The organism is Proteus sp. G2675 (genome assembly GCF_963886535.1).
GTDB lineage: Bacteria > Pseudomonadota > Gammaproteobacteria > Enterobacterales > Enterobacteriaceae > Proteus > Proteus mirabilis.
The window spans coordinates 103,215-122,580 of the sequence record NZ_CAWPCB010000014.1 but is presented as its reverse complement, the minus strand read 5'-3'; the positions used below and the strand labels follow the sequence as shown (position 1 = coordinate 122,580).

The following is a 19,366-nucleotide window of genomic DNA, read 5'->3' as shown; positions in this document are numbered from 1 at the left end:
TAAGAGATAAAAACTAGTGTAATTCTCCTTAGCATTAAATGATTATTTTCTTATTTTTATTTGGGTATAAAATTATTTAAAACAATAAAAAAGCTCACCCTTATAGTGAGCTTTTTAATAAAAACAAAATTAATTAATATAAATAATTATATTTATTTAGGTGCTCGTTCTAACAAAAATGCTCTTAATTGAGAAAAATCTGCCGGTAAAAGATGCGATAGTAATTTTTTATCAGCACGCTCAGCTAATTCTTTTGGTAAAGGTAATGTATCACCTAAAATACGCTCGACATTTTCTTTAAATTTCGCCGGATGAGCTGTACCTAAAAATACCCCATATTCTCCTTCTTGTAGCTCATCACGTAATAGACGATAAGCAACCGCCGCATGAGGCTCTGAAATATAGCCTTTTTGTGCCAGTTCACGTACGGTTTCTTCCGTCGTTTCATCGCTCACAGCCCCATGCGAAAGATCCGATAACAGCCAACCTTTGCGACGATATAACTCTTCAATACGAGGCCAATTATTAGGCTGGCTAACATCCATCGCATTTGAAAGTGTTGCTATTGTCCGATGTGGTTCCCATTTACCACTATCTAAATAGCGAGGAACGGTATCATTCACATTGGTCGCCGCAATAAAACGCTTAACAGGCAATCCCATAGATTTAGCCAGTAATCCTGCAGTGAGATCACCAAAATTACCACTTGGTACAGAAATGACTAATTGTTGACGTTTTTCAGCTGGAATTTGTGCAACTGCTTCAAAGTAATAGCAGATTTGTGCCAGTAGGCGGCTAATATTAATCGAGTTAGCCGAGTTTAAATGCATGGTGTTCTTTAAATATTCATCATCAAATGCCTGTTTGACTAATGCTTGGCAAGCATCAAAGTCATCTTGAATAGCAACAGTATGAATATTTTCCCCTAATGTACAAAATAGTTTTTCTTGTAATGGGCTGATTTTTCCTTGGGGATAGAGGATCACGACTTGGACATTATCTAACTTGTAGAAAGCATGAGCGACCGCTGCTCCTGTATCACCGGATGTCGCCGTTAAAATTGTAACAGGCTGGTCACCCGCGACTTCTGATAACATTTGAGCCATAAAACGGCCACCAAAGTCTTTAAAAGCCAGTGTCGGTCCGTGGAAGAGTTCAAGACAACTAATATCCTCTTCTACTTGTGTCACTGGCGCAGGAAAAGCAAATGCCGTATTCACACGTTTTGCTAACACATCAGCAGGAATTTCATCACCGATAAAAGCACTTAAAATACGGCTACTGCGTGTTGCAAAGTCTAATTTTAATAGCGCATCAATTTCTGCTTGAGAAAATGAAGGCAAGTCTTTGGGAAAAAAGAGTCCTTGCTGTTTTCCTAAACCTTGTTTAACCGCTTGAGCAAAACTGACTTGTTCTTGGTTATCTTTTAAATTATATAATTTCATTACTTACCCTATCTCTCTTGCGCCACGAGTATCTAAACGGCAGATGTGTACAAAGCCTTCATCGTTTTGTACATAATGTTGTTGTAACCATTGCGCCACATCTTGGGCAATAGCCAATGAATCAGTAATAGAAAACAGCGTTGGCCCTGAGCCTGAAATACCGCATGCAAGCGCGCCTTTTTGTAATGCAGCCTCTCTCGCTTTATCAAAACCAGGGAGCAACTGTGTTCGATAGGGCTCTGCAATCACATCTTTCATTAAGCTTGCGGCAAGTTTTGGTTGTTGTGTATGACAAGCATGAATAAATCCAGATAAATAACGACCATGATTAATAATATCAGCTTTATCGTATTGTTTAGGGAGGATAGCCCTTGCTTGTGCCGTTGAGACTTTGATCCCCGGATAAGCCATCACCCAATACCAATCGTCAAAAGCTGGCACAGGCTGACAAATAATGTCGTTTTGTTCCAAAATAAGTTGTAGACCACCTAAATAACATGGCGCGACATTATCGTAGTGCACACTACCGGAAATACGGCCTTCCAGCTCTCCCATCATTAATAATAAGTGGCTTTCACTAAATGGTTTGTGAGCAAATTCGTTTAATGCAACAAGTGCAGCCACAACAGAACAAGCACTTGATCCTAATCCTGAGCCTATCGGCATGTTTTTTTCAAGTGTCATCGAGACAGGTAATTGTTTACCTAATTTTTCACAAAATAGCTCCCAACATTGATAAACAATATTTTGCTTAGCATCAGAAGGTAATTTGCTAACAAATCGTCCTTTGCTGTGAAGTTGAAATTCTTGCGCCGCTTCAACGGTTACGCAATCTCCTAATAATTGACCATCAATAGGCGAAACTGCGGCTCCTAACACATCAAAACCGACACTCACATTGCCAATTGACGCCGGTGCATAAACTTTAACCACCTTTAAACTCCTAATTTCCATGATAGTGTACGTAATACATCTGCAAATACCCCAGCAGCAGTGACATCATTTCCTGCACCATATCCACGTAAAACTAAAGGAATTGGTTGATAGTAGCGAGTGTAGAAGGCTAGCGCATTTTCACCATTTTTTACTTTAAAGAGAGGATCGTTAGCATCAACGGCCATTATTTTGACTTGGCATTTCCCTTCATTGATGATCCCCACATAACGTAATACCTTCGCTGACTTTTGGGCTTCTTCGACTTTAGCATCAAACTCAACATCTACTTGAGGTAAGCGGTTTAAGAAACTCTCGACATCACCTGTACTATCAAATGAGCTAGGTAAAACAGGTTCTACATCAATATCACTCAACTCTAATTGATAGCCCGCTTCACGAGCGAGAATAAGCAGTTTACGTGCAACATCCATTCCCGAGAGATCATCTCTTGGATCTGGCTCTGTAAAGCCTTTTTCTTTCGCAGAAAGTGTCGCTTCAGACAAGCTTTTTCCTTCATCTAGCTGACCAAAAATATAAGAGAGTGAGCCAGAAAGAATACCATTAAATTGCACCAACTCATCGCCAGCATTAAGCAAGTTCTGTAAGTTTTCAATAACAGGTAAACCCGCACCAACATTAGTGTCATATAAGAATTTACGACGTGATGCTTCCGCTGATTGGCGAATTTGATGATAGTAATCCATCGACATCGTATTGGCTTTCTTATTAGGCGTAACAACGTTAAAGCCATTTTGTAAGAAATTGGCGTATTGCTGTGCAATCATTTCGTTTGAAGTGCAATCAACAATCACAGGATTGAGGAAGTGGTACTCTTTTTCTAAGCGAATAAGCTGACTAAAGCTAAAAGGCTCTTTAGCTGCTTGTAGCGCTTGTTGCCAATTATCTAAATCGATACCTTGCATATTGGTTAGCATCGCACGTGAATTGGCAATCCCACAAACACGTAGGTCGATATGTTTGTTTTTTAACCATGTTTGTTGACGATGGATCTGCTCGATTAGCGCGCTGCCAACACCACCGACACCGACAATAAAGACTTCTACGATTTGGTTAGTGTTAAAGAGCATTTGGTGACATAAACGCACCGCATTCGTCGCTGCATCATTAGCAATAACTGCAGAGATAGAGCGTTCAGAAGAGCCTTGAGCAATAGCAACAATATTAATATTGCCTCGAGTTAAAGCAGAGAAGAAACGGGCTGAGATCCCTTTAAGGGTGCGCATACCATCACCGACAACCGAGATGATAGCAACATTGTTCATAATATCTAACGGATCAAGTACGCCATCTTTTAACTCTAGATAGAATTCTTCTGACAGTGCTTTTTGCGCTCTAATTAGCTCTTTTTGCGGTACACAAAAACTAATACTGTATTCAGATGAAGATTGAGTAATTAATACTACCGATATTCCTGCTCGCGACATCACGGAAAAGACACGAGCCGCCATACCCACCATTCCCTTCATACCCGGCCCTGATACATTGATCATTGCCATATTATTCAGGTTAGTGATCCCTTTTACCGGCGTGCTGTCATCTTTTTGACCATCACCAATTAACGTACCCGGTGCTTCTGGATTACCCGTATTTTTAATTAAACAAGGGATTTGAAATTGAGCAATAGGTGCAATAGTGCGTGGATGAAGGACTTTGGCACCAAAGTAAGAAAGTTCCATCGCCTCTTGATAGGACATGCCTTTTAATAGGTGTGCATCTGGGACGAGGCGTGGATCACAGGTGTAAACACCATCAACATCCGTCCAAATTTCACAACATTGTGCACGTAAACACGCGGCTAATACGGCGGCTGAATAATCTGAGCCATTACGACCGAGAACCACAAGCTCATTTTTTTCATTACCGGCAGTGAAACCTGCCATCAAGATCATATGATCTTTCGGAATATTAAGGGCGGAAATACGGCGAGTTGATTCAGGAATATCCACTGTCGATTCGAGATAATGACCTTGAGCAAGGAGATTTTTAACCGGATCAATGACGGTAACGTTATATCCTCTAGCTTGTAACACCGACTCCATAATGGCAATCGAAAGCTTTTCACCACGACAAATCATCGCAGCATTGATGCTATCAGGACATTGCCCTAATAGGGAGATACCATGCAGGATATGTTTAATCTCAGCAAACTCACGCTCAACTTTGTCTTTTAAACCTTGGTAATCAAAACCAGGTTGATTTTCTCGTAAACCTTGCAATAGATTAGCGAAGATTTGCTCTGCTTCTCGTACTTGAGTGAGAGGTTCTTCTCCTTCTGCCGTTTTTTCAATCATTGCCACCAAGTAATTCGTTATCTTGGCAGGTGCTGATAATACCAGAGCGACTTGTCCCTGCTCTCGTTTTTTCTCAGCGATATCAGCAACATTCAGCACCCTTTCTGCATTGGCAACTGAAGTTCCCCCAAATTTTAACACTCGCATACAGCTCTCCTGATTTTTCGCCAAAAAAAAGCCCGCATTTCTCAATGCGGGCTTTTTCGTTTTTTGTTTTTTATATGCGACAGCCCGCCCCGCAATATAAAATTCCGGTGGTGGTGGTGGTAATAATTGTATTCATAGTCACTGGGCTGTAAGTACGCATAACAATCCTGTCTGTCTCAAAATTAGTTTGACCCTATACTGGTTAAAGCAAAGCGAGAGAGATGTCAAATTTTTTCTTTTCTATTGCCTCAATTTACCTACAATTTAAATAAAATTTATTCGAGCATTACTTATATTGTAGTATACATATTACTACTAATAAGGGGGAGTTACAGAAAATAACGCTACCATTTAAGAGTTACTTAGACATTTGTACTTTTACAAATAATAAGGTATTTTATTTCACTTCTTTTTTTGTAACAAAACTGGTAAAAAGATAAAATCTCACTATATTTAACATATATTTTTCTTTTGCATTACATAAATCAAATTATATAGTTAACTATTGAAATCAAGGTTAAGCTGTTATCTTGATTTTGATATGTGTCAACAAAAGTTAGCTTTTTAGATGGTATTTAATACAACAGGTGTTATATTGCTGTTAATAGACTATGGGCATTTTACATTCTGATTTTAACGTCCATTGTCAGTAAAATAGGTCATGTTTGTAATTAATAACGTGATGGTTATTTATCGAATTTTCATCTGGGTCTAATTTTGGCGTGCTAATAACAAAAATGAATAACCACACACCTTGCACACACAGAAGTTACACACAGATATCCTTTTTCTATTTTTGGTAATTTTAGGTAGCAAATATGCAAACCCCGCACATTCTGATTGTTGAAGATGAAGTAGTTACTCGTAATACCCTGAAAAGCATATTCGAAGCTGAAGGGTATATCGTACACGAAGCCACTGATGGCAACGAGATGCATAATATTCTGTCCGACCATGATATCAATCTGGTTATTATGGATATTAATCTTCCTGGTAAAAACGGTCTTCTATTAGCCCGTGAATTACGTGAACAGGTAAGTGTTGCATTAATGTTCCTAACAGGTCGTGATAATGAAGTTGATAAAATCTTAGGCCTTGAAATTGGTGCCGATGATTACATCACTAAACCATTTAATCCTCGTGAATTAACTATCCGTGCTCGTAACTTATTGTCACGCACTATGAATTTAGCGAATGGCACAGAAGAGCGTCGTTTAGTTGAAAGCTATAAATTTAATGGTTGGGAGCTAGATATTAATAGTCGCTCTCTTATTAGCCCTACAGGTGAACAGTATAAATTACCTCGTAGTGAGTTTCGTGCGATGTTACATTTCTGCGAAAACCCAGGAAAAATCCAAACTCGTGCAGAATTACTGAAAAAAATGACGGGTCGTGAATTAAAACCTCATGATCGTACTGTAGACGTTACCATTCGTCGTATTCGTAAACACTTTGAATCAACCCCTGATACACCTGAAATTATCGCCACTATCCATGGTGAAGGTTATCGTTTCTGTGGTGATTTAGACGAGTGATATCAGTGTTACCCTAGTAAAAAATAATGCTAAAAACCCCGGATTTCAGTTTCGGGGTTTTTCTTTATTAAAGCATAAAAGATAAAAATTGATCTTAGCGACTATTTTAAATAGAAACTAATTTATCAACTAAAAAAATTTCTTACACTTAATCTTATTAATTTTGTTAATTAATTAAAAAAATTACTCTTTCCATGGCATGATGGGTACTGCACTAATGGCATTTTTCGGTGAGCCATCGATAACCTTATCAGAGTAAGTAAGATATATCAGTGCATGGCGGTTTTTATCGTAAAAACGCACCACTTGTAGCTTTTTAAAGACTAGTGACGTTCTTTTTTGAAAAACAACATCACCACGATTTTTACCTTTTAAGACTTTTTCGCTTAATTCGATTGGCCCTACTTGTTGGCAAGAAATAGCCGCATCGGCGGTATCTTCAGCAAGCCCTAAACTACCGGAAATGCCCCCTGTTTTAGCACGGCTTAAATAGCAAGTGACATTTTTGACTTCAGGATCATCAAAAGCTTCAATGACAATTTTATGATTGGCACCAAAAAACTTAAAAACCGTATCGACATAACCAATTTCTTCAGCTTTCACCATTATTGACATAGGAAGCAAGATAGAAAGTGCGAGTATCTTTTTGAAATTAAACATATTAAATTTATTCCATAAAAAGAAGAAAGAATGATTTTGTCTAGGATAAAGCAAACTTTTGTTAACTGGTAGAATAATTTGTATACATGACTCATTGAAAAAGACTATATTTCATCTTTATCTAACAATATAACTTGTTATAGACGTTCAGGCTATTTACCATCTACAGCATAAATAAACGAATATGACTAAGGGAGATGTATGGATCAAACCAACATCATACGTGATTTACTCGCTTGGCTTGACAATAATCTGGATCAGCCACTATCCCTCGATAATGTCGCAACTAAAGCGGGTTACTCTAAGTGGCACCTACAACGCATGTTTAAAGAAGTAACAGGGCAGGCGATTGGTTCTTATATTCGTTCGAGGCGTCTATCTCGCGCGGCTGTGGCATTGCGTTTAACAAGTCGTCCTATCTTAGATATCGCTTTACAATATCGTTTTGATTCTCAACAAACATTTACTCGCGCCTTTAAAAAGCAGTTTGATAGAACTCCAGCCCTATATCGCCGTTCTGATGAGTGGTGTGCTGTAGGTATTTGTCCTCCAATAAAATTAGATCCTCAGCCTTTGCCTAAATGGGAATATGTGCAATTACCGGAGATAAAATTGATTGGTATTGAACAAACTTGTAGCCATACACTAGAACAATGGGCCAATGCTTGTTCCGATATGCGTCAGACATTTTGGCAAAATTATATTACTAAGGTAAACACTATCCCCCATGAGGTTTATGGTTTGCACCATACACAACACAGTGATGAGCATGAAGATGAACAGCGTGTTATCTACACCACCGCCGTTGAGCCTGCTTATGCGAGTTTTGTAGAAGATGATACTGCTTATGAAGTCATATTGGAGGCTGGCGATTATATTCGCTTTGACTTCGAGGGAGAGGCAAAACGAGGCGCCATGCAGGAATTTTTATTCTTAATTTATGGTGTTTGCTTGCCAACCATGGGGCTTACTCGCCGTAAAGGACATGATATTGAAAAGTATTATCTTAAAGAAGTGCACTATGACAATGTGATGACCGCCGAGCCACAAGATCATATTAAGCGTTTTGAGTATTATATTCCCATTAAACGCGAAACGGCCTAACAATAAGACTCTCTTTTACAGCGAAGAGAGTCTGTTATTGTCATTAACGCTGTACTTCATCAAGAGCGATATCAGTAAGATGACTCACATCCCCTGCTGTTTCGATTACCCATCCATTAGCGAGCCAAGGACTGTTTTGATAGTCCACTCGTGAAATTGAACAGTTACGTAGTCTTAAACGTCGTTCAGCGTAAGCAGGTAGGCCTAACACCGTACTTAGCAGGCAACCTAATGCAATACCGTGACTCACCAGTAAAGGACGGCTATGCTCTGGTAACGCCAAGCAACTGTTTAAAGCAGCCTGCATACGATTAGCTAATTCCACCATGGATTCTCCTTGGGGAATTCGTCCATCAGGTGTACCATCAATTAAACTCTTGCGCCAAGCTTCTTCTTGTGTATTTAATGTGGCGATCTCTCGCTGTTCAAGAACGCCCATATCAAGTTCACGCAAACGGGGATCCGTGATTACGTCACAGCGACAAGCTTGTGCAATAATCTCTGCCGTCTGACAAGTCCGGCCAAGATCACTAGAAATTATGTGGGTAATACCTGCTGATTTTACTCTTTCAGCAACTTGTTGTGCCTGTCGCACACCCATTGCTGTTAGTGGGCTATCAGATTGCCCTTGTATACGTCTCGCCACGTTCCACTCAGTTTCACCGTGGCGAACAAGATAGACCTGTAACATACATTTTTTCCGTTATACTGCTCTAATTTTTCAAAGGATGATTAACTCATTATGTATCATGTCATTGCAGCCACTACGAATCCAGCAAAAATCAACGCGATCAAACTCGCCTTTGAGCAAGTGTTCGGTAAAGATACCTTTGATATTGAAGATATTAATGTCGATAGCCGCGTTCCACAGCAACCTATTGGAAATACAGAAACGAGAACTGGCGCACGCCAACGTGTGATGGCCGCAAGACAAGTACGTCCAGAAGCTGACTTTTGGGTAGGTGTTGAAGCGGGTATTGAAGACGATATGACTTTTGCTTGGATTGTTATCGAACACGAGCAAATTCGCGGTGAATCTCGCTCAGCCAGTTTAATGCTACCGGAACAGATTTTAAAAGGCGTTCGTGAAGGTCGTGAACTTGGCGATGAAATGGCATTTTTAACCAAGATTGATAATATTAAGCAAAAAGGTGGCGCTATTGGTTATTTTACTGATGGTTTATTAAGTCGCACTTCTGTTTACCAACAAGCGATTGTATTAGCTTTAGTCCCCGTCACTCATGATATTTATAAACAACTTAACAAAAAAGATGATGAATGAGTGATTAAATAGTTCTCTTGTCGCTATTTTAGAAAAATGCCATTTAACCAACTGATTAAATGGCATTTTTATTTCTAACGAATAGGCGATTATTTTTTTATCATAAGCTCTTTTTCAAGCCATAATTTCACATCATGGGGTGCTGTTTTTAAGCTATTAGAACCTCTGGTAATAGTGGCAATGCCAACCCCTAATAGCTCTTTTAGCTCTCGCTGACTTAATTCCCCACGCATTAATTCTTGAACAATACGTACTCTTGTTGCTAATGCACTGCGCTCATCCGGCGTCATTAAAAGTTGTAAAACAGGAAATTCAACTCCCTGTTCAAACGCTTGGCGTAATAACTCAACAAAACGTACCCAGTGTTCATTCTCTTCTGGTGATAATGCAGGATCTAGCATAGTGGGAACCTCTTCTAGCCACACTCATAAACTAGTACAAACTATAGCATATTTTATCCTGTGACAAAGAGGTTCCATTAATAAATCGCTTAATTATCTCATTAATAACGACTATTCCACTCAGTTTGAGTTAATACCGGTTGTTGCTCTCCGGCAAAATAGCTATAAAACACCGCAAATGAGAGTACATTTTTGACATAACCACGCGTTTCTGCGAATGGAATACTCTCAATAAAAGCAATAGCATCTAGTTGGCTATTAGCATCAGATAACCAACGGCCAACCCGTGCAGGACCTGCGTTATAGGCAGCACTAGATAAAATACGGTTTTGATTAAAACGCTGATAAACAGAATCAAGATAAGCGGTACCAATTTCAATATTTTTAACCGGATCTGTCAGTTGCGCACTACTTGCATACCCGGTAATACCTGCTTGTTTTACCGTGAACTCTGCGGTTTTCGGCATCACTTGCATAAGACCCGTTGCCCCAGCTGAAGAGCGAGCTTGTGGGTTCCATGCACTTTCTTGGCGAGCGATCGCCATCGCATAATTGCGGTCTATCGCTTTATCTTTCGTATATCGTTCAAATTCATTTTGCCATGCAAGTGGGAAGCGCTCTTCTAAATGGTTCCACATTTTACCAGTAATCGTTGCTTGTACTGCTAAGTCAGCCCATTGTTGCTCAAAAGCATAACGCGCTAGTTGAGATTGTGTGGTAGCAGGCTGGGTGGCAACATAATTTGCCCACTCAGTACGCGCTAAATTATCCATTTGCCAATACATTAATTCGCGTACTCGTTGCACTTCAGGTTGCTGTGGAATTGTGGGTGAAACACTTGGCGCTTTGTCTATTACCATAACATAAGGTTTACCTAGCTTTTCAGCCGCCACCATAGGATAAAAACCGCGATGTTGTGTTAGTTCTTGTAAAAGCGCTTGTGCTTCACTGTTTTTACCTTGCGATTGCAACACCATCGCTCGCCAATAACGCCACTCCTCTTTATTTTTACTTTCAGGAGATAATCTTTCTAACCATAAAGCTAATTCTGCGGGCTGATTTTGGCTTAACGCTAAACGCACACGACGCTCACGCAGGGTATCTGAAGCGGTATCTTGTATCACACTATCACGCCATTTAGCCTGCTCTGGTGTGGCATATGGCATATATTGCCAAGCGACCGTATCACGCATTAATTGGCGTTCAGCTGTCGTCATTTTTTGAGCTCTGGCAATACTATCAAGCTGTGCTCTTGCACTATCGGCATCTTTTCGCGCCCAACGTGAAAATGCGGCTTGTACAATATTACGCGTAAAATCTGTTGGTGAAAGTTGTGTGGCATAACGAGCAACCAGATTAGGGTGATCTTGTAGTTCAACAATGGCATCGTTAATCGTTTGATAATCCATCGGCAATCGCTTAGCTAAATAAGTTGCTAACCCAGTATTACCACTTTTTATTGCTAAATTAATCCGCTCTAACACTAATTCAATGCTTAAATTTCCTGCTTTTTGCCACTCATCAAATAGCGGATCACAGCTTGAAGGCATAGAAGTACCGTTTAACCACGCTTCTTTTGCACCAACCCACGCCGTTTGTTTATCCCCTGTCGCCCATTTAGCATAATAGTAGTTACACCTTGCTGCTTTAGGCTTAGGAGGATTAGGACTAAAAGTCAGTAAGTTTTGCCACTCTTGACGTTTTGCTAACTCATTAACAAACAAAGAAGGTAGTGCTTTCGCGGGTGGCAAAGTTGGATATTTTTCGACAAATTCAGTCACCACAGCCGGAGCGACCACATCAAGATTGTCGGTAATTTGGCGATATTCAAGATAGGGGTAAAGAGGATAATCTTGTAATGTCGGTAATAATTTTTCAACTTGTGCTGTATCTTTAGCATCCCAAGCTGCTTTAATTTCTTGGTAACGTGTTCGTTGTTCACTTAATGAATCTGCTTGTGCCCACGCAGAGAAACACAATGTACTAATTGCCAAGACGAAGGACCACTTTTGCTTAACCACGTTACCTCTCCCACCTCAAATTTAAACATCCAAAGAATAAATACATTAGCTAATATGATAATCATTAACAATGTTAGTTCCCTCTTTAAATGAAATTTTCCTCACTTTTCTAACAAGCACTCAAGGATGATAAAAACCTCTCTTTTACCTAAGGTTTTCTTTTATAAATCGGGTATACTGGCGACTTTCATCGTTTTCGGGTCTTTGGCAAAATACTGACATTGACTTTACTATTGTTCATTTAGGTGTCATATATTCATTGCTTATTTACATTTTTTTGTGTTTAACGCAAAAACTGACACTTCAGATAAAATCTCTTTTATAATCAAAGGGTAATTATAGTGGCTCAATACGTTTATAGTATGTTGCGTGTCGGGAAAGTTGTTCCCCCTAAGCGACATATCCTTAAAAACATCTCACTCAGCTTCTTTCCGGGCGCGAAAATTGGTGTGCTTGGTCTAAATGGTGCCGGTAAATCAACCTTACTGCGTATCATGGCCGGTATCGATACCGATATCGAAGGTGAAGCACGTCCACAACCGGGTCTAAAAATTGGCTACTTGCCACAAGAGCCAAAATTAAACCCACAACAAACAGTGCGTGAAGCCGTTGAAGAAGCGGTAAGCGAAGTCAAAAATGCACTCAATCGTCTTGATGAAGTGTATGCAGCTTATGCTGATCCTGATGCTGATTTTGACCAACTGGCAAAAGAGCAAGGTCAGCTAGAAGCGATTATTCAATCTCACGATGGTCATAATCTTGATAACCAATTAGAGCGTGCAGCAGAAGCACTACGTTTACCAGATTGGGATGCCAAAATTGAACATCTTTCTGGTGGTGAACGTCGCCGTGTGGCTATCTGCCGTTTACTGTTAGAAAAGCCAGATATGCTGTTGTTAGATGAACCGACTAACCACTTGGATGCTGAGTCTGTTGCTTGGTTAGAACGCTTCTTACATGATTATGAAGGCACTGTTGTGGCGATTACCCACGACCGTTACTTCCTTGATAATGTCGCAGGATGGATCTTAGAACTTGACCGCGGTGAAGGTATTCCGTGGGAAGGTAACTACTCCTCTTGGTTAGAGCAAAAAGATGCGCGTCTTGAACAAGAAGCAGCCACTGAAGCCGCTCGCCATAAATCGATTCAAAAAGAACTTGAGTGGATCCGCCAAAATCCTAAAGGTCGTCAGGCTAAAGGTAAAGCTCGTCTTGCTCGCTTTGAAGAACTCAATAGCGTTGATTATCAAAAACGTAATGAAACCAGTGAGCTATTTATTCCACCTGGACCTCGTTTAGGGGATAAAGTGCTAGAAGTGAGTCACCTCACTAAATCTTATGGTGATCGCGTTCTGATTGATGATTTAAGTTTCTCCATTCCTAAAGGCGCTATCGTCGGTATTATCGGTCCAAATGGTGCCGGTAAATCAACGCTGTTCCGTATGATCTCAGGTCAAGAACAACCTGATTCAGGAACCGTGACTTTAGGGGAGACAGTGAAACTGGCCTCTGTTGATCAGTTCCGCGATAGTATGGATGACAGCAAAACGGTTTGGGAAGAAGTTTCTGGTGGTCAAGATATTATGCGCATTGGTAACTTTGAAATCCCAAGTCGCGCTTATGTGGGCCGCTTTAACTTTAAAGGCGTTGACCAAGGTAAACGCGTTGGCGAACTGTCCGGAGGTGAGCGTGGACGTTTACACCTTGCGAAACTTCTCCAAGTCGGCGGCAATATGTTGCTGCTCGATGAACCGACCAATGATCTGGATGTTGAAACGCTACGCGCCTTGGAAAATGCGCTATTAGAATTCCCAGGTTGTGCTATGGTCATTTCCCATGACCGTTGGTTCCTAGACCGTATCGCCACTCATATCATCGATTATCAAGATGAAGGTAAAGTCGAATTCTTTGAAGGTAACTTTACTGAATATGAAGAGTATAAAAAACGGACATTAGGTAACGAAGCTATCCAACCTCGTCGCATGAAATATAAACGCATCACTAAGTAATCATTATTTAGCTGAACGCAAAAAAAGCAGAGCTCACCCTCTGCTTTTTTATTATCTCTCTTTACGTTTTATTGGCTCACACTATTCAATGACGATATTAACTACTTTGCCGATAGTCAAAGCTCAAGGGTGCAATAAATGAGAAAGAGCCGTTAACTAAACGGTGGCTTTCAGGTGCCGGAAATGGCGATGCCCGTTTAATAGTGTTAATCGCTTCTTTATCAAGGATACGATTACCAGACGAGGTTTGTATACTCACATCTAATAACTCACCTTTTGCATTGAGCGAAATTTCAACTTGTGTCACTCCCGTCGCTTTAAAACGTAATGCTGCACGAGGGTAACGTTTATACATATCAATATGGCTATGGACTAAACTTTCCCACCCCATTTGGCCACTGCGAGATGATGAAGCGGTACTGGTAAAATCAGCACTACTGGTCGCGTTCTCACCCGATAACGGGGCGGTTGTGGTATCTGCTGGCGCTTGAGAAACGGGAAGATCATCAGGCACTTTTACCACGACAGGCTTAGGCTTAACCACGGGTTTCACCTTTGGCTTTTCCGCAACTCGCTGATAAGTTCCCTGTTCGACTACAGGCATTTTAGGCACATCAAGTTGCTCTTTCATCGGCTCTGGCTCGGCAGCTTCTGGAACTGACATCACCTGTTCAGGCCCAACAGGAACCTCTTTAGGTTCTGCTTTTGCCAATTGATAAAGCCCCACTTGCATCGTCATTGCTGGAGGTAAAACCGCATATTGCTCATCTTTCGTCGTTATCCAACCTATAGCAACAACAACCAAGGTGACATGAAACACAATACTGGCAGTTAATCCACCAATAGAAAAGGACCAACGGCGTGGAAAAGTCGCCGACATACTACTCATAATTCTTGCCTCTGATTTTCTTTCTAATGAATTATAGGCATAATACAAACACAAATGATATTGCTTATTATTAATAATACAATAAAAAATTAGCTAAATATTGATTATAAAAATTCCTTATTAGAAGCAGTAAGAGCTTATTATTTCACTCTTTTTTAGACACCAGAGACTATGACTAGCGATAAATCATTAGCACAAAAAATCAGTTGTGCCTACCAATCAACCTATGGTCAGCTTGTACGTTTTTTCCAAAAACGCACGGGTAATCACCATGATGCGGATGATTTGTCTCAAGATGTGTTTACACTATGGCTAAATCGAAAAGAACAAACTCCTGTCCAAGAGCAGCGTGCTTTTTTATTTAAAATAGCGAACCACGTTTTGATCGATCATTGGAGGAAAAACCAAAAACAAAAAAATATCTATCAAGAAGATTATCAATTAGAAGATGCGGTACAGACCTATACGACAGAGCTTGATCCCGGGCACGTCCTTGAGCATCAACAGCGTTTAGATTTACTGACACAAGCTATTGATACTCTTCCTCCCCGCCGTCGAGAAGCTTTTATTCTTTATCGTTTTGATGGATTATCACAAAGCGAAATTGCAGAACAAATGGAAATTTCGATAAGCATGGTAGAGAAACATATTGCCGCAGCACTATTACATTGTAAAAGATATGTCGATGCAGGACAGGAGAAATGCACCAATGACGAGTAAGTCGGGAAATCAACCTCACACAGATGAGGCGCCTGCAACGCTTTTGGCAGATACCCATGATCAATTAAGCCAGCAATCTATTGATGAACAAGCTGCGCTTTGGTTCACCCGTCAACATAGTCAGCAAATGAGTTCACAGCAACGACAAGCCTTTAAACAGTGGGTAGCAGATAAAGATAATCAACAAGCTTATCAAGCTATCGCGGAAATTTGGCATAGTTGTGAAGCCTTACCACGCCCTACTATTGTGCCTATAGAAAAAAGGAAATCTTCACTCTGGCGCCCCTTTATTCACACTACAGCCACACTCTGTTTAGTTGCTGTGTTATATCTTCCTTATAGTCATTTACCTGCCCTGTTAATGGATAATATGACCTTAGCCACCAGCAATTTTCCTAAAGAGATGACCCTCGCAGATGGCTCTAAAGTTTTTTTAAATAGAAATACACAGGTACGCGTCTCGTATGTCCAAACCCAAAGACGCCTTTGGTTAGATAAAGGTGAGGCTTATTTTAAAGTAAAACCCAATCCTTATCGGCCATTTTATGTCCATGCTGATGAGCGATTAATTAAAGTTGTCGGTACTGAATTTGAAGTGAGTCGTTATCAAAATAATCAAATTAGTGTCGCCGTACATGAAGGCATTGTTGAAGTTAAAGCCACAGAAAAATCCCCTGCGACTTACCTATATGCTGGCTCTCAAGCAATTAGCCAATCAACCGATAATCAATTTGTCATTTCCTCAGTCAATGCTGATTCTGTAGGAAGCTGGCGTTTTGGGCAACTCCATTTCTTTGAACAACCACTTGGTGACGTGATCACTAAATTAAAACCTTATCTGGATATCAACGTTCATATCTCATCAGCCGATGTAGCCAAAATAAAGGTATCAGGTGTGGCAAATATTAATGATGCGAAAAGCTTTATTACTGCACTTCCGCTACTTTTACCAGTTAATGTTATTTTTACTGATAAAAATAATGTGTTAATTATCAATAAGTAAAAACAAACATGAAAAATATTCTTTTTTACAGGTGAGGATAATTCTCATTTCACCCTCTTACTTAGTAACAAAAATTATTAAGTCTATGAATGGGATTGGTGAAATGAGAATAAATAATAAAAAAAGGCCTCTAAAAAGGTCGCTACTCACATTATTAATAACGGCTACCGTGGCAGCCCCTTATAGTTATGCGGCAACGCTATCAGTCTCTTTACCAGAGCAATCTTTAGCTGATTCTTTAAACACTATCGCTAAACAAGGTCAGGTACAAATTCTGTTTGATGCCAACGCAATAAAAAACTTACGGGCTCCTGCACTCTCTGGTCAATATGAAACCCATACCGCATTACAAAAGGTGTTAATCGGTAGTGGTATGGAAATTATTTCACAGGGAAATGGCTTTGTTATTCGTCCATTAGCAACAAGCAGTACGATTGTGATCCCTGAAGTTAAAGTCACAGGGGTGGGAAGCAGTTATCATCCTGCTACAGATGTTGTTTCAGCACCACAATACATCACCTCTGAAGAGATAAAGCAACGTAATACTGGCGATGGCAATGTCACCGACTTACTTAAAAGTAACCCTGCGGTTCAATTTGCAAATAACGATAGCAACTCGATGAACCAAGGTGAAATTAAGCCCTCACGTATTTCTATTCATGGCTCCAGTAGCTATCAAAATGCCTATAAACTTGATGGCGTCAGTTTTAATAATGACTTTGATCCGGCCAATTCGGGCAATGGTGAAACCAATACCCGTATTACCAGTGATGAGCAAGGGATGTATCTTGATAGTCGACTTATTGATAGTGTCACCGTTTACGATAACAATATTCCCGTTGAATTTGGCGGATTTACTGGAGGCACAGTTGAAGTACAAAGTCGTCGTTGGTCTGGTGAAACCCATGCCAATGCCTATTACCGTACTACCCGTTCAAGCTGGAATAATATTTTCACCGATCCCAAATTAAAATTTGATACTGCAAATAATGATTTTAGTAATCCAGCCCGTTTCCAGAAAAAATATGATAAACAAAACTATGGCGGTTGGTTTGAAACAGGTTTAACGGAAAATACAGGATTAATTTTCTCAGCTTCTCGTCGGGAATCAACCATTCCGATGATGATAAGTGCTGAAGGGGGAATTGTTCACACCCCTGAAGGCGAATTAGAGCATGTATTACAAAGCCCACATTATCGTGATCAAACGCGTACTTCAGATAACTACTTTATCAAATATTCTTGGAATATCTCTGATAAACAATCTTTTGATCTATCAAGTAATATTGCCCGTTATAAGAGCTATCTGTTCTCCAGCTCTGTGTATAACTCCGGTTATGATAATGAACATAATGGACTCAGTTTTACCGCCCTTTATAAGCATCAACTTGCGCTAGGAACCTTAGAGTTAACCGCAGGTTATCAAAATCTGGAAGATAAACGCACCAATGATCAAGACTACTTTATCAAAGTAGAAGATTACACTGATTGGCAACACCCTAATCAAGTCTCCAGTGGTGGTCAAGGTGATCTGCGTAGTAAACAAGAAACCTATAGCGCCAAGAGTATTATGCGTTTTGATCCCATCGTGTGGGGTACCGTCACTCATCGCCCCACCACCGGATTTGAAATTAGCCGCACCAAAGGCGCTTATATTCGTGATAAAACCTATTACAACTATACCTATCGCGGCATGACGGTCAATGATGAATGGATGGGAAGCTTATCACAAACGACGCGTTTTCTAGCGGGTACCCATAATGCGTCTTATACCAATTATTCATTTTTTATTGACGATAATATTCAATATAAACGCCTCACCTTACGTCCCGGTGTACGTTTAGATCGTGATGATTTTGTACAAAAAAACAACCTCTCACCTCGTTTAAGTGCTACTTACGATATTTGGGGCACAGGTAATACTTTAATTATTGGTGGGGTAAACCGTTACTATGGACGTTCAATGCTCACTTACGCCCTTTATGGTGCGCAAAATGCCGGTTTACAACACTGCTATTTTGACTGTCAAACATCGGAGGAAAAGTGGACTAATCGTACCGACTTTGATGGTGTTGATTCACTAAAAACCCCTTATAACGATGAATTCACTTTAGGTCTACAACAAGAGATAGCCTCAACCACTTGGCGTTTACAGTATGTGCATCGCAATGGTCGTGATGAGGTGCGTAGTGATACTAAATATCCAGACTCAACCATTGATGAAAAACGTGCTATTCGGCACTTCAATAATAATGGCCGTAGTACACACGATACCTTAACGCTCTCCGTGAGAAATAGCCAACCATGGGAGCTTGCTAAAGCCGACCACGTCTTTAATGCTTCGATTAGCTGGCAAAAAAGCAAAACCAATACGCCAAAAGACTCAGGTTATGCCAATTTTGATCCCAGCGTTCAAGGGATGAACTATGACAAGGTGTGGTATGGCGGAAAAATTATCAATGCCAAAGACTTACCCTCTGACAACTTTAACTCGCCGTTAAAAGTGACCGCAGAGCTAACCAGTGTTTGGGATGAAGTAGGGGTGACTTGGTTTAACCGTTTGCAATGGAATGGAGCTCGTTCACAAGCAGAGAAAGCCAATAATGGTGCGCCAAAACCAAGTGAGTACGGCCCGCTATTTGAATATAAAAAACGTCATTACAGTAGTCGTTTTACTTGGGATACCAAGCTCAGTTGGCAGCCTGAATTTGCTTACGGTGTAGGTATTTCCGTTGAAGTGAATAACGTACTCAATACCAAAAATGTCAATGATTACATTACCTATCAAGATAAAGAGTACAAATCTTACGAGCCAGGTCGACAGTTCTGGCTACAAGTCAGCTATGACTATTAAAAATTGATGAAGTTAATGTGAGCAACCGAGTCAATAAACAATAAAAAC

Annotated in this window: 15 protein-coding genes and 1 other annotated feature; of the genes, 7 read left to right on the top strand and 8 right to left on the bottom strand. The window is 40.3% G+C overall.

Annotated features, from left to right (window positions below; translation table 11 throughout):
* Nucleotides 1–152: 152 nt before the first annotated feature.
* Genes thrC through thrA form a run of 3 tightly spaced genes read right to left on the bottom strand, consistent with a single transcriptional unit; the run spans nt 153 to nt 4,840 of the window.
* Nucleotides 153–1,445 (bottom strand): threonine synthase, encoded by a 1,293-nt coding sequence (thrC, locus tag AACQ49_RS04055; protein WP_004245220.1) that lies wholly within the window; start codon nt 1,443–1,445, stop codon nt 153–155.
* Between the two features lie 3 nt (nt 1,446–1,448).
* The gene (gene thrB, locus AACQ49_RS04050; RefSeq protein ID WP_004248956.1) at nt 1,449–2,378 is read right to left on the bottom strand and encodes a homoserine kinase; all 930 of its coding nucleotides are present in this window, start codon (nt 2,376–2,378) and stop codon (nt 1,449–1,451) included.
* 2 nt (nt 2,379–2,380) lie between these two features.
* On the bottom strand, nt 2,381–4,840 hold the full coding sequence (gene thrA / locus AACQ49_RS04045) for a bifunctional aspartate kinase/homoserine dehydrogenase I (protein ID WP_004252645.1): 2,460 nt from the start codon (nt 4,838–4,840) through the stop codon (nt 2,381–2,383).
* A gap of 21 nt (nt 4,841–4,861) precedes the next feature.
* Nucleotides 4,862–4,980 (bottom strand) — a sequence feature (Thr leader region).
* A 678-nt stretch (nt 4,981–5,658) separates the two neighbouring features.
* Between thrA and arcA the strand changes: the two genes are divergently transcribed.
* On the top strand, nt 5,659–6,375 hold the full coding sequence (gene arcA, locus AACQ49_RS04040) for a two-component system response regulator ArcA (RefSeq protein WP_004245226.1): 717 nt from the start codon (nt 5,659–5,661) through the stop codon (nt 6,373–6,375).
* Nucleotides 6,376–6,558: 183 nt separating this feature from the next.
* Here arcA and creA read toward each other — a convergent pair whose 3' ends face one another.
* The gene (creA, locus tag AACQ49_RS04035; protein WP_004248955.1) at nt 6,559–7,035 is read right to left on the bottom strand and encodes a protein CreA; all 477 of its coding nucleotides are present in this window, start codon (nt 7,033–7,035) and stop codon (nt 6,559–6,561) included.
* A 201-nt stretch (nt 7,036–7,236) separates the two neighbouring features.
* Between creA and robA the strand changes: the two genes are divergently transcribed.
* Nucleotides 7,237–8,139, top strand: coding sequence for an MDR efflux pump AcrAB transcriptional activator RobA (gene robA, locus AACQ49_RS04030; protein ID WP_012368859.1), 903 nt, complete (start codon nt 7,237–7,239; stop codon nt 8,137–8,139).
* 43 nt (nt 8,140–8,182) lie between these two features.
* On the opposite strand, the gene gpmB is transcribed toward robA, so the two are convergent.
* The gene (gpmB, locus tag AACQ49_RS04025; protein ID WP_004245229.1) at nt 8,183–8,830 is read right to left on the bottom strand and encodes a 2,3-diphosphoglycerate-dependent phosphoglycerate mutase GpmB; all 648 of its coding nucleotides are present in this window, start codon (nt 8,828–8,830) and stop codon (nt 8,183–8,185) included.
* Between the two features lie 51 nt (nt 8,831–8,881).
* Here gpmB and yjjX point away from each other — a divergent pair, with 51 nt between their 5' ends.
* Nucleotides 8,882–9,421 (top strand): inosine/xanthosine triphosphatase, encoded by a 540-nt coding sequence (yjjX, locus tag AACQ49_RS04020; RefSeq protein WP_004248953.1) that lies wholly within the window; start codon nt 8,882–8,884, stop codon nt 9,419–9,421.
* 89 nt (nt 9,422–9,510) lie between these two features.
* Here yjjX and trpR read toward each other — a convergent pair whose 3' ends face one another.
* Together trpR and sltY are read right to left on the bottom strand one after the other, a co-directional pair.
* Nucleotides 9,511–9,822 carry a trp operon repressor gene (gene trpR / locus AACQ49_RS04015; protein WP_004248952.1) on the bottom strand — a complete coding sequence of 104 codons (312 nt, stop codon included), beginning with the start codon at nt 9,820–9,822 and terminating at the stop codon, nt 9,511–9,513.
* A gap of 101 nt (nt 9,823–9,923) precedes the next feature.
* A complete protein-coding gene (sltY, locus tag AACQ49_RS04010) occupies nt 9,924–11,843 on the bottom strand; it encodes a murein transglycosylase (protein WP_161778894.1) in 1,920 nt (639 codons plus the stop codon).
* Between the two features lie 341 nt (nt 11,844–12,184).
* On the opposite strand from sltY, the gene ettA reads away from it, so the two are divergent.
* Complete coding sequence (gene ettA / locus AACQ49_RS04005) at nt 12,185–13,852, top strand: energy-dependent translational throttle protein EttA (protein WP_004248950.1); 1,668 nt, start codon at nt 12,185–12,187, stop codon at nt 13,850–13,852.
* Between the two features lie 97 nt (nt 13,853–13,949).
* Here the strand turns inward: ettA and AACQ49_RS04000 are convergent, their stop codons facing one another.
* A complete protein-coding gene (locus AACQ49_RS04000) occupies nt 13,950–14,741 on the bottom strand; it encodes an energy transducer TonB (RefSeq protein WP_036908395.1) in 792 nt (263 codons plus the stop codon).
* Between the two features lie 171 nt (nt 14,742–14,912).
* Between AACQ49_RS04000 and AACQ49_RS03995 the strand changes: the two genes are divergently transcribed.
* The 3 genes from AACQ49_RS03995 to AACQ49_RS03985 all read left to right on the top strand — a co-directional run bounded on the left by AACQ49_RS03995 (nt 14,913) and on the right by AACQ49_RS03985 (nt 19,318).
* Nucleotides 14,913–15,461, top strand: coding sequence for an RNA polymerase sigma factor (locus tag AACQ49_RS03995; protein WP_004248947.1), 549 nt, complete (start codon nt 14,913–14,915; stop codon nt 15,459–15,461).
* Complete coding sequence (locus AACQ49_RS03990; protein WP_036971265.1) at nt 15,451–16,464, top strand: FecR family protein; 1,014 nt, start codon at nt 15,451–15,453, stop codon at nt 16,462–16,464. The genes AACQ49_RS03995 and AACQ49_RS03990 overlap by 11 nt, the downstream gene beginning before the upstream one ends.
* A 103-nt stretch (nt 16,465–16,567) precedes the next feature.
* The gene (locus AACQ49_RS03985) at nt 16,568–19,318 is read left to right on the top strand and encodes a TonB-dependent receptor (protein ID WP_087740914.1); all 2,751 of its coding nucleotides are present in this window, start codon (nt 16,568–16,570) and stop codon (nt 19,316–19,318) included.
* Nucleotides 19,319–19,366: the final 48 nt, after the last annotated feature.

What these genes read in the sequence shown, in the direction of transcription:
- AACQ49_RS04000 (WP_036908395.1), bottom strand. Translation starts at nt 14,741, where the DNA reads ATGAGTAGTATGTCGGCGACTTTTCCACGCCGTTGGTCCTTTTCTATT.
- thrC (WP_004245220.1), bottom strand. Translation starts at nt 1,445, where the DNA reads ATGAAATTATATAATTTAAAAGATAACCAAGAACAAGTCAGTTTTGCT.
- thrA (WP_004252645.1), bottom strand. Translation starts at nt 4,840, where the DNA reads ATGCGAGTGTTAAAATTTGGGGGAACTTCAGTTGCCAATGCAGAAAGG.
- AACQ49_RS03995 (WP_004248947.1), top strand. Translation starts at nt 14,913, where the DNA reads ATGACTAGCGATAAATCATTAGCACAAAAAATCAGTTGTGCCTACCAA.
- yjjX (WP_004248953.1), top strand. Translation starts at nt 8,882, where the DNA reads ATGTATCATGTCATTGCAGCCACTACGAATCCAGCAAAAATCAACGCG.
- trpR (WP_004248952.1), bottom strand. Translation starts at nt 9,822, where the DNA reads ATGCTAGATCCTGCATTATCACCAGAAGAGAATGAACACTGGGTACGT.
- arcA (WP_004245226.1), top strand. Translation starts at nt 5,659, where the DNA reads ATGCAAACCCCGCACATTCTGATTGTTGAAGATGAAGTAGTTACTCGT.
- gpmB (WP_004245229.1), bottom strand. Translation starts at nt 8,830, where the DNA reads ATGTTACAGGTCTATCTTGTTCGCCACGGTGAAACTGAGTGGAACGTG.
- creA (WP_004248955.1), bottom strand. Translation starts at nt 7,035, where the DNA reads ATGTTTAATTTCAAAAAGATACTCGCACTTTCTATCTTGCTTCCTATG.
- robA (WP_012368859.1), top strand. Translation starts at nt 7,237, where the DNA reads ATGGATCAAACCAACATCATACGTGATTTACTCGCTTGGCTTGACAAT.
- AACQ49_RS03990 (WP_036971265.1), top strand. Translation starts at nt 15,451, where the DNA reads ATGACGAGTAAGTCGGGAAATCAACCTCACACAGATGAGGCGCCTGCA.
- AACQ49_RS03985 (WP_087740914.1), top strand. Translation starts at nt 16,568, where the DNA reads ATGAGAATAAATAATAAAAAAAGGCCTCTAAAAAGGTCGCTACTCACA.